This window comes from Phreatobacter sp., from assembly GCF_022843985.1.
In the GTDB taxonomy this organism is placed as follows: Bacteria; Pseudomonadota; Alphaproteobacteria; order Rhizobiales; family Phreatobacteraceae; genus Phreatobacter.
In genome coordinates, this window is sequence record NZ_JALHMP010000014.1 from 82,715 (window position 1) to 95,240 (window position 12,526).

The window sequence follows — 12,526 nt, forward strand, 5'->3', positions numbered from 1 at the left end:
GATCAGGGTTTTGGCATGCCGGGCGGACTTGCCGTCACGGGGCGGCATCGGGCTGGCACGGAACGGGGATAGCCGAGCCGCGCCACGATTGCAAAGCGTTCTGTGCCAGAGCCGGTTCGGCGGTGAGCGGACCGACAGGCCGGTGCCGTGCAAGGAACAAGCCGGTGGAATGGCGTGTTGATACCGGCAACACGGAGACAAGGTCCATGACACTTGGCACCATCCTGCTCATCGTCCTGATTGTCGCGCTGCTCGGCGGCTTCAGCGGCATCGGCGGCGGCCCCTTCTACGGCACCGGCTATTACGGCGGCGGCGGCATCGGCATCATTCTGCTGATCGTGCTGGTCCTCGTGCTCAGCGGCAGGCTCTAGGCTGCCGCCGCGTCCGCCGACGGGCCGGTCATGCATCCCCGCCGGGCCCGACCTTCTCGCAGACCGGGGCGCCCCGCCGCCACCGCCAGGCGCCATAGCGCCAGGGCAGGAACCAGCGGGCGCCGGCGGGCAAGGCGACGGGCGGGTTGTCGATGCCCGACGTGCCATAGGGATGACAGCGGCAGAGCCGCGCCAGACCCATCCAGCCGCCGGCCCAGAAGCCGTGGCGCATCATCGCCTCGTCCATATAGGCCGAACAGCTCGGCAGGTGCCGGCACCAGCGGCCGACGAGCATCGAGATGGACAGCTGATAGGCCCGCAGCAGGCCATGGCCGGCGAGCCGCGGCCAGCGTTGCGGCCGCCAGTCGTCGAAGAGGCGGTCGAGATCGCGATCCCGGCTCATTCCGCCGCGGCGGTGGTACGGGCATCCTCGGCGCGGGCGATGGCCTCGACCACGGCATCGAAGGTCAACAGGGTGGAGGCGTGGCGGGCCTTGAAGGCGCGCACCGGCTCAAGCACCGCGATATCGGCCCATTTGCCCGCGGGCGCCGGGCCGTTCTCGCGCAGCATGCGCCGCACCGTGTCGCGCAGATCGCGCAGTTCCGCCGTGGTCGACCCGACCACATGACGCGCCATGAGCGAGGAGGAGGCCTGTCCCAGGGCGCAGGCCTTCACATCGTGGCCGAAATCGACCACCACATCGCCGGCGAGGGCGAGGTCGACCGTCACGGTCGAGCCGCAGAGTTTCGAATGGGCCGTGGCCGAACCTTGCGGCGAGGCGAGGCGGCCAAGCCGCGGAATGGTCGCTGCCAGTTCGAGAATGCGCTTGTTATAGACGTCGTCCAGCACGGCGGGCGCTCCAGGGGGGCCTAGATGAACGGTCGTTCATGGCGCGTTCAGGCCTTCTCATCATATATGCGTCGCATCGAGGCATTAAAGCCCGGCGCGAGATCGGGTTATCGAAGGACGGCACCAGAGCGTGGCAATCTGTCGCATCCTGATCATGGTCGCGGATGTCCGATCCAAGCGTTCTCAAGAGGCGCAGCAGGAAACGTTTCCACATTGGAGTTGAGTCCATGGATGCCGTCGTAACGACCCTTCCCGTCCAGAAGGGCCCGGAGGCACAGCGCCGCCGCCGTCCCACGCGGGAGGAGGCAGAGGCCGCCGTCCGCACCCTGATCGAATGGGTCGGCGACGATCCCGACCGGGAGGGTCTGGTCGCCACGCCGCGCCGCATGGTGAAGGCCTGGGAAGACCTGTTCCGCGGCTATGGCCAGTCTGCCGCCAAGGAACTCGGTACGATCTTCGAGGAGGTCGGCGGCTACGGCGACATCGTGCTGGTGCGCGACATCCCCTTCTTCTCCCATTGCGAACACCATATCGTGCCGATCAGCGGGCGGGCCCACATCGCCTATTACCCGCGCGAGGGTGTTGTCGGACTGTCGAAACTCGCCAAGGTGGTGGACATCTATGCCCGCCGCCTGCAGACGCAGGAGAACATGACCGCCGAGATCGTCGGCGCCATCGAGGAGAGCCTCAGGCCGCGCGGCCTCGCCGTCTTGGTCGAAGCCGAACACATGTGCATGTCGATGCGCGGCGTGCAGAAACAGGGCGTCTCGACCATCACCACCGGCTTCACCGGCCTGTTCAAGGACGATGCGTCCGAGCAGGCGCGCTTCATGCAGATGATCCGCGGCTTCCGCTGAGGGTGCTGACTGGCCCCTTCGCGTCATGCCCGGCCTTGTGCCGGGCATCCACGACTTGATCACCGCATACGAGGGAATTCGTGGATGCCCGGGCCGAGCCCGGGCATGACGCGGTGCTTATTCTGCTGCGGGCCTCCGTCAGAAAGTCACGCTCTCGCCCGATGCCGGCACCGCCACCTTCGTCTTCGAGCCCGCCATGCCGGCGACGAACTTGTCGGCCGTCGGGTCGAGCAGGCCGAAGGTCGCGTAGTGGCACGGGATCACCGTGTCGAACTGGAAGAACTTCCTGCAGGCGAAGGCGGCGGCATCGCCGCCCATGGTGAAGCGGTCGCCGACCGGCACCAGCGCATGGGTCGGCCGGTGGTATTCGGCGATGAGGCCCATGTCCGGCATCATGTCGGTGTCGCCCATGGCATAGAGCACCGCCCCGCCCTTCTGCTTGATGATGAGGCCGTTCGGGTTGCCGAGCGCATGGCTGACGCCGTCATGGAAGTCGCAGGACGAGTGCAGCGCATTGGTCAGGGTCACGGTGAAGTCGCCCTGGTCGGTGGTCCCGCCGCAATTCATCGGGTCGAAGGCCTTGAGGCCCTTGTTGGCCAGAACCATGCACAGGTCGTAGTTGGTGACGACCTTGGCGCCGGTCTCCGCCGCGATGGCGAGCGTATCGCCGACATGGTCGGCATGGCCGTGGGTGATGAGGATATGGGTCGCTCCGGCCATGGCCTCGGCCCGGTCCCCGGTGAAGGACGGATTGCCGGTCAGGAACGGGTCGATCAGCACGACTGACGAACCGAAATCGAGGCGGAAGGCCGAATGGCCGAACCAGGTGAGCTTCATGGGGATCCTCCTTGAGGGACCGGATGGGAGTGGTGGTCGAAGCGGAGTATAGGCTGGCGCGTGACACCCTCAATGCAACCCCAGGGATTCGGGCACGGATGGCCATTGTCGAACCGAACGCGCTGCGTGACCAGGTCGCAAGCGGCCGGCGCCTGCTCGGGGTCGACCTCGGCACCAAGACCATCGGCCTCGCCCTTTGCGACGTGAACTGGACCATTGCGACGCCGCTGGAGACGATCCGGCGGGTGAAATTCACCCCCGACGTGGCGGCGCTGCTGGCGCTCGCGGCGAAGCATGATGCCGGGGCGCTGGTCATCGGCCTGCCGAAGAACATGGACGGTACCGAGGGCCCGCGCGCCCAGTCGACCCGCGCCTTCGTCCGCAACCTCGTGCCGAAGACGGAGTTGCCGATCGTGTTCTGGGACGAGCGCATGTCGACGGCGGCGGTGACGCGGACCCTGCTCGAGGCCGATGCCTCGCGGGCGCGGCGGGCCGAGCTCGTCGACAAGATGGCCGCCGCCTATATCCTTCAGGGGTTCCTCGACCGGCTGGGATACGGGGATTTCGAGGGGCGGTAGGGCACGAAGGGACCGACACCGTTCTGGCTCCGACTTTTCGTCATGCCCGGGCTCGTCCCGGGCATCCACGACTTGACCACCGCGCCGACAGGAATTCGTGGATGCCCGGGACGAGCCCGGGCATGACGACGCAGGTTCGCGAGCCGTGCCGTGAACGCCAGTGGCCGCTCACATCCTCCTGAAATCCAGCGTCCAGTTCTGGCCAACGAGGTCGACACCGAAGGAATGGTGCTGCTCCTCCGCCGCCAGCACGAAGCCTTCGGCGACATAGATGCGCCGGGCGGCGGCGAGGCAGTCATTGGTCCAGAGCGTCATTCCCGCGTAGCCGGCATCCTTCGCGAAGGCGATGCATTCCCGGACCAGCCGGCGGCCGAGGCCGGTGCCGCGCTGGGAGGCGTCGACATAGAGCATCCTGAGCTTGGCGATTCCCTCACCGCCATCGACACAGAACACCGACCCCACCACCTCGCCGGCCCTGTCCGCAATGAAGGCACGCTCCCTCGCCGGGTCATTGTCCTTGAGAAAGGCCGCGCCGATCTCCGCCACCAGCGCCTCGAACTCGTCGTTCCAGCCATATTCCTCCGTGTAGACGCGCGCCTGGCCGGCTGCGATGGCGCCGATATCGCCGGGGCGGTGGCGGCGGATCACGACCTCCGGCCCCTCCCCCGCCATGAGGCCTGCGAGCGTCGCCATGGCACCGACGAGGCGGTCGCGGTCTCCGGAACCAAGGCGGGCAAGCATGGTGGCCACCTCCTCGCGGGAGGCTCTGTCATAGGGCGCGAAAGCCAGGCGGCCGGCTTGCGTCAGCGCCAGGACCTGACAACGGCCATCCGCCGGTGACACGGTGCGGACGAGATAGCCGTCGGCCTCGAAGCGCCTGAGGATCCGGGACAGATAGCCGGCATCGAGCCCCAGGTCCTGGCCGAGATCCCGGGCCGTCAGGCCATCGCGGGTAAAGAGCTCGTAGAGGACCCGCGCCTCGGTGAGCGACCATGGGCCGCCGAGATAGCGGCCGAGAAGCCCGATGGCGCGGGTGTAGAAACGGTTGAAGCCGCGGATGGCGGCGATCTGGTCGTCGAGGTCGGCAGCCATGGCATGAGCCCTCCCGGAAGAAGGCTCGGCGTTTTAGTTGACGGAGTCAATTATCAGCGCAGCTCGATGGGGCGCGGCAGCATTTCGGTGATCTGGACGCCGATCCGGTTGCCGTTGATGACGACCTGGCCGCGGGCGATCGGCATGTTGTTGGCGAGGATTTGCACCTCGTCGTCCTCCGTGGCATCGAGTTCGATGATGGCGCCGCGGGCCATGCGCAGCATCTGGTGAATCGGCATCACCGTCGTGCCGAGGACCACCGAGATGTCGAGGGAAACGGTTTCGAGCTGGGCCATGTCGCCTTTTGCCAAACGCACGTCGCGGGTTCCTGACCACCCTGACCCAACATGGTGAACGAGTGGTAAACGATCGTGCCAATCTGGTGCTTCATCTCGGCGCGCCTGCCGGTGCGCCGCCGGTCGAGTGGGTCATCCGCGAGGGTTTCGTGCCCTATGCGGAGGCTCTCGCGGCGATGGAGGCCCATGTCGCCGCCATCACGGCGGGGACCGCCCGCGAGCGCGTCTGGCTCCTCGAACACCCGCCGCTCTACACATCCGGCACCTCGACAGGTGCCGACGGCGTCGTCGATGCGCGATTCCCGGTCTTCGAGGCCGGCCGCGGCGGGCAGATGACCTATCACGGCCCGGGCCAGCGGGTGGCCTATGTCATGCTCGACCTCAACCGGCGCAAGCGCGACCTGCGGGTCTTCGTGGCGGCGCTGGAGGACTGGATCATCGGCACCCTCGCCGCCTTCAACATCCGCAGCGAGCGGCGCGAGGACCGCGTCGGCGTCTGGGTGAAGCGGCCGGACAAGGGCGAAGGCTGCGAGGACAAGATCGCCGCCATCGGCATCCGCGTGAAGCGCTGGGTGACGCTGCACGGCATCTCGCTCAACGTCGAGCCGGACCTCAGCCATTTCGACGGCATCGTGCCCTGCGGGATCGCTGATCCGCGCTATGGCGTCACCAGCCTGGTCGATCTCGGCCTGCCGGTGACCATGCCCGAGGTTGATGCCATCTTGCGGACCACGTTCGAGCAACGTTTCGGGCCGACGGTGCCGGGGGTTGGCGCCACCACCTGAGGGAGCACCCGCCATGCCCGCGTCGCATGTCCAGACCTTCCGCGCCATGGCCTACAACAACGCCTGGGCCAACCATCGCCTGCTGACCGCCTGCGCCGGGCTGACGCCTGAGGACTTCGCCGCGACGCGGACCAGCTTCTTCCCCAGCCTCCAGGCGACGCTGAACCACAACCTCGTCATCGACTGGTTCTATGTCGATGCGCTGGAGGGCGGCGATCTCGGGCCGAAGGCCTGGGAGAACGAGGTGCCCTTCCCCGCCCTTGCGGACCTCCGGCGTGAACAGGCGGCGGTGGACCGGCGGCTCGTTGCCGTTTGCGAGGGACTGACGGAGGAGGCGCTGGACGGCGAGGTGCGCGTGAACCGCATCAGCCGCTGGCAGGTGGAGCGGCGCGACCGGCTCCTGCTGCACCTCTTCCAGCACCAGGTGCACCATCGCGGCCAGGCTCATGCCATGCTGGCGGGAACGGCGGTGAAGCCGCCGCAGCTCGACGAATTCTTCTCCATCGGCGAGGCGCCGCTCCGGGCCGCGGAGTTCGCGGAGTTGGGGTGGACGGAGGAGAGGGTCTGGGGGAAGGACAGTGCATAGGCTGCGCTAGCGCTGCCGCAGGGCCTCCATTCCCACGGAAGGCCCCACCCGCACCCTCCCCTCGCTTCCGCGAGGAGAGGGGGACTTCGACCGCCCGCCGTGTTGTCGGCCGCCGCGCCAGGCACCACCGTTTCAACATTGCGAGACCGTCGAAGTCCCCTCCCCGCGCAGCGGGGAGGGTGCGGGTGGGGCCTTCAACCCGGAAATGACACTCACACCGTCGGCAGGATGACCAGGCTTCCGGGAGTGTTACCCGCCGCCTCATCCGCCGTCGCCGCCCGCCGTGCGATGGCGTCCACCTTGGCCCCGGCCGGCCCGTTCATGGCCTCGCGCACCAGCGCCTCCACGGCCTCGGCGGCACCGTCGATGACCGCCTCGACGCTGTCGTCCGACCTGTTCCGCACCCAGCCGGAGAGGCCGAGCGCCTCCGCCCGGCGACGGAACCACTGGCGGTAGCCGACGCCCTGGACGATGCCTTCGATCCTCAGGTGGAGCGCCACGGCAGCCCACCCTCCCGCGTCGCCAGTTCCGCCTCCCTGGCGGTGATGAAGTCACGCGTGACCGGCACCGCATCGCGTTTCTCGGACAGCAGGAGCTGGTAGACCATGTTGGAGCCGTCGCGGAAGCCGAGTTCGACGGCGGCGAGATAGAATTCCCACATGCGGGCGAAGCGCTCGCCCTGCATGGCGACGACCTCGTCCCGCACGCCTTCAAAATTCTCGCGCCAGGCCCTGATGGTCCAGTAATAGTGGAGGCGCAGCACCTCGCAATCGTCCACCCACAGGCCGCAGCGCTCGGTGGAGGCGAAGACCTCCGAGAGCGCCGGCACATAGCCGCCGGGGAAGATGTACTTGCGGATGAAGGGCGCCGTGGTGCCGGGTGGCGACATGCGGCCGATGGCGTGGATCATCGCATAGCCGTCCGGTCCGCAGAGCCGCTTCACGGTGGCGAAATAGTCGTCGAAATGGCTGACCCCGACATGTTCCATCATACCGACCGAGACGACGCGGTCGAAGCTGCCGGTGAGCTCGCGGTAGTCCTTCTCGAAGAAGGTCACGCGCTCGGCGACGCCGGCCTGGGCGACCCGGTCCTTCGAGGCCGCGAGCTGGTCGGGCGAGACGTTGATGGCGGTGACCCTCGCCCCGCAGACCACGGCGAGATAGGTCGCGAGCCCGCCCCAGCCGGACCCGATCTCGGCGACCGTCATGCCGGGCGCGATGGCGAGCTTGGCCGCGATGTGCCGCATCTTGGCGATCTGGGCCGCCTTCAGGCTCATGCCGGGTTCGGCGAAATAGGCGCAGGAATAGCTCATCGTCTCGTCGAGCCAGAGCTCGTAGAAGGCGCGGGGGTGATCGTAGTGGCTCGACACATTGGCCGCCGCTTGCCCCACCCTGTTCGACTGGTGGCGCCGCTTCAGGGCCCGCCAGACCTTGCGCAGCATCTGCTGGACGGGATGGGAGCCGAGGCCGGCGCGGTTCACAGAGAACAGGGTGAGCAGGTCCAGCACCTTGCCGCCGTTCTCGAAGGTGAGGCGGCCGTCCATATAGGCCTCGGCCGCCGCCAGTTCGGGATTGAAGAAGAGGTCGCGCTGCACCTTCGCGTCATGCAGCTTCACCGTGACGTCAGGGCCGTCGACGCCCGAGCCGAAGCTTTCGCGGCTGTCGTCGTGGTGGATGACGGTCAGGCGACCGTTCCGGACGAAGCGCGACAGGAGATGGGCCAGCAAGCTCATGGGGGTCAGCTCCGGAAACCATGCCGTGCAAAACGGCCGAAGCCTGCCGTATAGCGGGCGGGAAGATTCCAGGCGAGCGCCGACCCGACGACAGCCTCGTGGTAGTAGCGCCGCCGGGGCCTCAGGCCCTCGCGGACATCGCTGCCGTGATAGACGAGGCAGGAGACCGTGCCGGTCGCCATGCGGACGGGGACGACGCGCTTCACGTACCAGCCCTCATCGACCCCCTCGTAGCGGTCGAGCACCGCGACATCGCGCGCCGCAATGTGCCAGACGACGCCCCAGACATGCGCCCCGCGCCGCCCGCGCACGGCGGCATAGCCGTCCGAGGTGAAGAAGAAGCGGTGGTGGTCCAGCCGGCCAATGCCGAGCGGCCGCGCTTTCGGCACCCGCCGCGCCATTTGCGGGACATGCATGTTGGAGCCATAGGCGAAATAGAGCATCAGGCGACCCTAGCCTGCCAAGCCGCGGGTTGCACACTATACGGCCATGCCGTATATTTGCCGCATGCACGGCGTGCTGGCGACCCCCACTTTCGAGAGCGACGCGAAACGCGCCGGCCTCACGGATGAGGAGCTTCAGCACATCGCCACGGTCATTGCGGCCGACCCTCTCGCCGGCGACCTGATCGCCGGCACCGGCGGCGCGAGAAAGATGCGGTTTGCACGCCCGGGAAGCGGCAAGAGCGGCGGCTACCGCACCATCCATTATTTCGGCGGGGACGACGTGCCGGTTTTTCTGCTCGCGATCTACGGCAAGGGGGAGAAGGCCAATCTCTCGAAGGCGGAGCGGAACGAACTGGCCACGATCCTACCGATGATCGCGCGGGATTACAGAGCAAGACGGAGATAGGACGACATGGCGAAACTTGGATCACGGCTTGTCCAGAGCGCGAGGGAGGCGCACGCCATCGCTCGGGGAGATGCCGCGCCGGCACGCGTCTTTGCGGCCGAAGAGATTGACGTCGCCGCGATCCGCAAGAGGCTCAACCTGTCGCAGGACCGTTTCGCCAAGCGGTTCGGACTTTCCCCGGCAACGGTCCGTGACTGGGAACAGAAGAGGCGCAGGCCCGACCGCATTGCGACCAATCTCTTGAGGGTCATCGACCACGCGCCCGAGACCGTCGAACGGGCCCTCGCGGCCGAACAGGGCACCTGACGCGCAGTCCCTGATCGCCTGCGCGACTGACCTTCGCGCGGGCCCCTCCCCCTTCGACCGGCCCCGTGCTTTGGTGCGCTGACAGGGAGAGAACAACCATGGCGAAAAGCCCGACATCGAAGACGAGCAAGGGAACCAAGGCCCCGCGCGGCATGCGCAAGGGGCTCACCGCCTATGGCGATGCCGGCTTTTCCCTGTTCCTGCGCAAGGCCTTCATCAAGGCAGCGGGTTTTTCCGACGATGCGCTGGACAGGCCGATCATCGCCATCACCGACACGTTCTCCGACTACAATCCCTGCCACGGCAATGTCCGCCAGCTCATCGAGGCGGTGAAGCGCGGCGTCATGCTGTCGGGCGGCCTGCCCTTCGCCTTCCCCACCGTGTCGATCCACGAGAGCTTCTCCAACCCGACGTCGATGTTCCTGCGGAACCTCATGGCCATCGACACCGAGGAGATGATCCGCGCCCAGCCGATGGACGCGGTGGTGCTGATCGGCGGCTGCGACAAGACCGTTCCGGCGCAGCTGATGGGCGCCGCCTCCGCCGATGTCCCCGCCATCCAGCTCATCACCGGGCCGATGCTGGTCGGCCATTACAAGGGCGAGGTGCTCGGCGCCTGCACCGATTGCCGCCGGCTCTGGGCCATGCATCGCGCCGGCACGATCGACGAGGCGGAGATCGAGGCGGTCTCGGGGCGTCTGGCGCCGACCGTCGGCACCTGCATGGTCATGGGCACAGCCTCGACCATGGGCTGCCTCACCGAGGCGATGGGCATGGCCCTCCCCCATACCGGCACGATTCCGGCGACCCACGCCGACCGCATCCGCGCTGCCGAGGCCTCCGGCCGCGCGGCGGTGACGATGGCCGCCGCCGGGCGCCGGCCGAAGGACGTCATCACCCAGGCCTCGCTGCGCAACGCCATGGTGGTGCTGCAGGCCATCGGCGGCTCCACCAATGCGGTGGTGCATCTCGCCGCCATTGCCGGCAGGCTCGGCCTCACCTGGGACCTCGAGGAGCTCGACCGGCTCGGCCGCGAGGTCCCGGTCCTGCTCGACCTCAAGCCCGCCGGCTCCCATTACATGGAGCATTTCCACTGGTCGGGCGGCGTGCCGCGCCTGCTGCGCGAGCTGAGGGACCATCTCGACCTCGACGCGCCGACCGTCACCGGCGAGCGGCTCGGCGACTGGGTCGACCGCGCCGAGGATGTCCCCGGCCAGACCATCATCCGCTCGCTTGGCCAGCCCTTGAAAAAGACCGGCGCCCACGCCGTGCTGCGCGGCTCGCTGGCGCCGGGCGGCGCGGTGATCAAGGCGGCGGCCGCAACCCCGAAGCTGATGGTCCATACCGGCCGCGCCGTCGTCTTCGAGGATGTCGAGGACATGACCAACCGCATCGACGACCCGGACCTTGACGTCACCGCCGACGACATCCTGGTCATGCGCAATGCCGGGCCGAAGGGCCATCCCGGCATGCCCGAGGCGGGCCTCCTGCCGATCCCGAAGAAGCTCGCCCAGAAGGGCGTCACCGACATGATCCGCATCTCGGACGCGCGCATGTCCGGCACCGCCTATGGCACCATCGTGCTGCATGTGACGCCGGAGGCCGCCGAGGGCTCGCCGCTGGCGCTGGTGCGCTCCGGCGACCGGATCAGCCTCGACGTGCCGAACCGGCGGGTCGACCTGCTGGTCGACGAGGCGGAGCTCGCCCTGCGGCGCAAGGCGTGGAAGAAGCCCAAGCACATGCGGCAGCGCCAGCGCGGCTATCGCAAGCTCTACCTCGACCACGTGACCCAGGCGGACAAGGGCTGCGACTTCGACTTCCTGGAGAAGTGAGGGGCGGGTCCTCCCCCTTTTGCGCACCCCGTCATGCGCGGCGCGGCTTGCCCCCCGCTGCCGCGCGTGATCGAAGACGCTCCCCGCCCTCACCGGTCCCGCCATGTTCGCCATCATCGCCAGCCTCACCCCGGTCTTTCTCATCATCGTGCTTGGCGCCTGGCTGAAGGCGATGCCGCTGATGGAGGAGGCCGGCTGGCGCGGCCTTGAGCGCGCGACCTACTATGTCTTCTTCCCGGCCATGATCATCATGACCATGGCCAAGGCCGACCTGCGCGCCGTCCCGGTGCTGGCCATGGGCTTCGCGCTGATCGCCGGCATCCTCTGCATGACCGTCATCCTGCTGGCCCTGCGCCCGCTGCTGGCGCGCGCGCTCGCCATGGACGGCCCGGCCTTCACCTCGGTCTTCCAGGGCGCGACGCGGTGGAACTCCTTCGTCGCCATCGCCACGGCCGGCGCGCTCTACGGCCAGCTCGGCCTGACGCTTACTGCCATCTCGGTGGCGGCGATGATCCCGCTGCTCAACGTCCTGGCGGTGGTGATGCTGCAGCGCTATGGGCAGGACAAGCCGATCGTCCTCGGCCCGACGCTGAAGGCGATCATCACCAATCCCTTCGTCTGGTCGTCCGGGATCGGCATCATCATCAACATGATGGGCATTCCCGTGCCGGTCATTGCCATGCGCTTCGGCGACATTCTGGGCGCCGCGGCGCTCGGCACCGGGCTGCTGCTGGTCGGCGCCGGCCTCGATGTCCGCGCGGCGCTGAAGCCGCGCGCCATCACCTGGATCTCAACGGGCCTGAAACTGCTGCTGATGCCGGCCATGGCCGGCGGCATCGCCATGGCGCTCGGTGTCACCGGCGTCGCCCTGCAGGTGGCGATCCTGTCGGCGGCCATGCCGACCGCCTCGGGCTCCTATATCCTCGCCCGGCAGATGGGCGGCGACGCGCCGCTCATGGCCGAGATCCTCACCGTCCAGACGCTGATCGCGGTGATCACCATCCCGCTGGTCCTGACCCTGGCCAGCTGACGCGAAAACGGCCCCGCAAGGGGGCCGCCTTCACGCATCCGGTTGGCTTCCGCTCACTGATAGTGGCGGAACGTGTGGGGGTAGCGCTCGTCCACCGCCGGCGGCCGGCGATAGCCGCGATGCGGCACCTCGCGGTAATAGACCCGCGGCGGCGCCTCGTAATAGACGCGCGGCGGCGCCTCGTAATAGACCGGGCCGGGATAGGACCGATAGCGCGGCGCATAATAGTAGCGCTGCTCATAGGCCTGGCGGCGCTGGTCGGCGGCGATGGCCGCGGCACCGAGGCCGATAATGCCGAGCGCGATGCCGGCACCGATGGCGGCGCCCTGGTTGCCCCGGTAGTGGCGGCGGTGCTGCGCCTCGGCGGGGGCTGCGAGGGTGGCGACACCGGCGGCGACGACGACGGCGGCGACGGTCGCCTTGAAGGAACGGGAAAGCATGAGGATGCCCCTTTCTGTCCGCCCTGGATCTCGTGGCGCGACGCGCCTCGCTGCGGACCCCTGAAGAACGTGGGAGGGGGTTT

At 68.0% G+C, this 12,526-nt stretch carries 18 protein-coding genes; 9 read left to right on the plus strand and 9 right to left on the minus strand.

Going from position 1 to position 12,526, the window contains the following annotated elements; genetic code table 11:
- The first annotated feature begins 206 nt into the window (after window positions 1–206).
- Window positions 207–371 (plus strand): DUF3309 family protein, encoded by a 165-nt coding sequence (locus Q0C57_RS11695; RefSeq protein ID WP_296576573.1) that lies wholly within the window; start codon window positions 207–209, stop codon window positions 369–371.
- Window positions 372–399: 28 nt separating this feature from the next.
- Here the strand turns inward: Q0C57_RS11695 and yidD are convergent, their stop codons facing one another.
- Window positions 400–774, minus strand: coding sequence for a membrane protein insertion efficiency factor YidD (yidD, locus tag Q0C57_RS11700; RefSeq protein ID WP_296576575.1), 375 nt, complete (start codon window positions 772–774; stop codon window positions 400–402).
- Window positions 771–1,220 (minus strand): iron-sulfur cluster assembly scaffold protein, encoded by a 450-nt coding sequence (locus Q0C57_RS11705; protein WP_296576577.1) that lies wholly within the window; start codon window positions 1,218–1,220, stop codon window positions 771–773. The genes yidD and Q0C57_RS11705 overlap by 4 nt, the downstream gene beginning before the upstream one ends.
- A gap of 227 nt (window positions 1,221–1,447) precedes the next feature.
- Between Q0C57_RS11705 and folE the strand changes: the two genes are divergently transcribed.
- The gene (folE, locus tag Q0C57_RS11710; protein ID WP_296576580.1) at window positions 1,448–2,077 is read left to right on the plus strand and encodes a GTP cyclohydrolase I FolE; all 630 of its coding nucleotides are present in this window, start codon (window positions 1,448–1,450) and stop codon (window positions 2,075–2,077) included.
- A 138-nt stretch (window positions 2,078–2,215) separates the two neighbouring features.
- Here the strand turns inward: folE and Q0C57_RS11715 are convergent, their stop codons facing one another.
- A complete protein-coding gene (locus Q0C57_RS11715; RefSeq protein WP_296576581.1) occupies window positions 2,216–2,914 on the minus strand; it encodes a metal-dependent hydrolase in 699 nt (232 codons plus the stop codon).
- Between the two features lie 98 nt (window positions 2,915–3,012).
- Here Q0C57_RS11715 and ruvX point away from each other — a divergent pair, with 98 nt between their 5' ends.
- The gene (gene ruvX / locus Q0C57_RS11720) at window positions 3,013–3,492 is read left to right on the plus strand and encodes a Holliday junction resolvase RuvX (RefSeq protein WP_296576582.1); all 480 of its coding nucleotides are present in this window, start codon (window positions 3,013–3,015) and stop codon (window positions 3,490–3,492) included.
- Between the two features lie 168 nt (window positions 3,493–3,660).
- Here ruvX and Q0C57_RS11725 read toward each other — a convergent pair whose 3' ends face one another.
- Together Q0C57_RS11725 and Q0C57_RS11730 are read right to left on the minus strand one after the other, a co-directional pair.
- Complete coding sequence (locus tag Q0C57_RS11725; RefSeq protein WP_296576583.1) at window positions 3,661–4,584, minus strand: helix-turn-helix domain-containing GNAT family N-acetyltransferase; 924 nt, start codon at window positions 4,582–4,584, stop codon at window positions 3,661–3,663.
- Between the two features lie 53 nt (window positions 4,585–4,637).
- The gene (locus Q0C57_RS11730; protein ID WP_296576584.1) at window positions 4,638–4,880 is read right to left on the minus strand and encodes a FliM/FliN family flagellar motor switch protein; all 243 of its coding nucleotides are present in this window, start codon (window positions 4,878–4,880) and stop codon (window positions 4,638–4,640) included.
- Between the two features lie 62 nt (window positions 4,881–4,942).
- Here Q0C57_RS11730 and lipB point away from each other — a divergent pair, with 62 nt between their 5' ends.
- Both lipB and Q0C57_RS11740 read left to right on the plus strand, forming a co-directional pair.
- The gene (gene lipB, locus Q0C57_RS11735; protein ID WP_296576585.1) at window positions 4,943–5,665 is read left to right on the plus strand and encodes a lipoyl(octanoyl) transferase LipB; all 723 of its coding nucleotides are present in this window, start codon (window positions 4,943–4,945) and stop codon (window positions 5,663–5,665) included.
- Window positions 5,666–5,678: 13 nt separating this feature from the next.
- The gene (locus tag Q0C57_RS11740) at window positions 5,679–6,251 is read left to right on the plus strand and encodes a DinB family protein (protein WP_296576586.1); all 573 of its coding nucleotides are present in this window, start codon (window positions 5,679–5,681) and stop codon (window positions 6,249–6,251) included.
- A 212-nt stretch (window positions 6,252–6,463) separates the two neighbouring features.
- Here Q0C57_RS11740 and Q0C57_RS11745 read toward each other — a convergent pair whose 3' ends face one another.
- Genes Q0C57_RS11745 through Q0C57_RS11755 form a run of 3 tightly spaced genes read right to left on the minus strand, consistent with a single transcriptional unit; the run spans window position 6,464 to window position 8,426 of the window.
- On the minus strand, window positions 6,464–6,751 hold the full coding sequence (locus tag Q0C57_RS11745; protein ID WP_296576587.1) for an acylphosphatase: 288 nt from the start codon (window positions 6,749–6,751) through the stop codon (window positions 6,464–6,466).
- A complete protein-coding gene (locus Q0C57_RS11750; protein ID WP_296576588.1) occupies window positions 6,736–7,983 on the minus strand; it encodes a cyclopropane-fatty-acyl-phospholipid synthase family protein in 1,248 nt (415 codons plus the stop codon). The genes Q0C57_RS11745 and Q0C57_RS11750 overlap by 16 nt, the downstream gene beginning before the upstream one ends.
- A gap of 5 nt (window positions 7,984–7,988) precedes the next feature.
- Complete coding sequence (locus Q0C57_RS11755) at window positions 7,989–8,426, minus strand: gamma-glutamylcyclotransferase family protein (RefSeq protein WP_296576589.1); 438 nt, start codon at window positions 8,424–8,426, stop codon at window positions 7,989–7,991.
- A gap of 64 nt (window positions 8,427–8,490) precedes the next feature.
- Between Q0C57_RS11755 and Q0C57_RS11760 the strand changes: the two genes are divergently transcribed.
- From Q0C57_RS11760 to Q0C57_RS11775, 4 genes are all read left to right on the plus strand, one after another.
- The gene (locus Q0C57_RS11760) at window positions 8,491–8,835 is read left to right on the plus strand and encodes a type II toxin-antitoxin system RelE/ParE family toxin (RefSeq protein ID WP_296576590.1); all 345 of its coding nucleotides are present in this window, start codon (window positions 8,491–8,493) and stop codon (window positions 8,833–8,835) included.
- Between the two features lie 6 nt (window positions 8,836–8,841).
- A complete protein-coding gene (nadS, locus tag Q0C57_RS11765; RefSeq protein WP_296576591.1) occupies window positions 8,842–9,141 on the plus strand; it encodes a NadS family protein in 300 nt (99 codons plus the stop codon).
- Between the two features lie 98 nt (window positions 9,142–9,239).
- Window positions 9,240–10,973, plus strand: coding sequence for an IlvD/Edd family dehydratase (locus tag Q0C57_RS11770; RefSeq protein WP_296576592.1), 1,734 nt, complete (start codon window positions 9,240–9,242; stop codon window positions 10,971–10,973).
- Window positions 10,974–11,076: 103 nt separating this feature from the next.
- On the plus strand, window positions 11,077–12,003 hold the full coding sequence (locus Q0C57_RS11775; protein WP_296576594.1) for an AEC family transporter: 927 nt from the start codon (window positions 11,077–11,079) through the stop codon (window positions 12,001–12,003).
- A 53-nt stretch (window positions 12,004–12,056) separates the two neighbouring features.
- Here Q0C57_RS11775 and Q0C57_RS11780 read toward each other — a convergent pair whose 3' ends face one another.
- On the minus strand, window positions 12,057–12,443 hold the full coding sequence (locus Q0C57_RS11780; protein ID WP_296576595.1) for a hypothetical protein: 387 nt from the start codon (window positions 12,441–12,443) through the stop codon (window positions 12,057–12,059).
- Window positions 12,444–12,526: the final 83 nt, after the last annotated feature.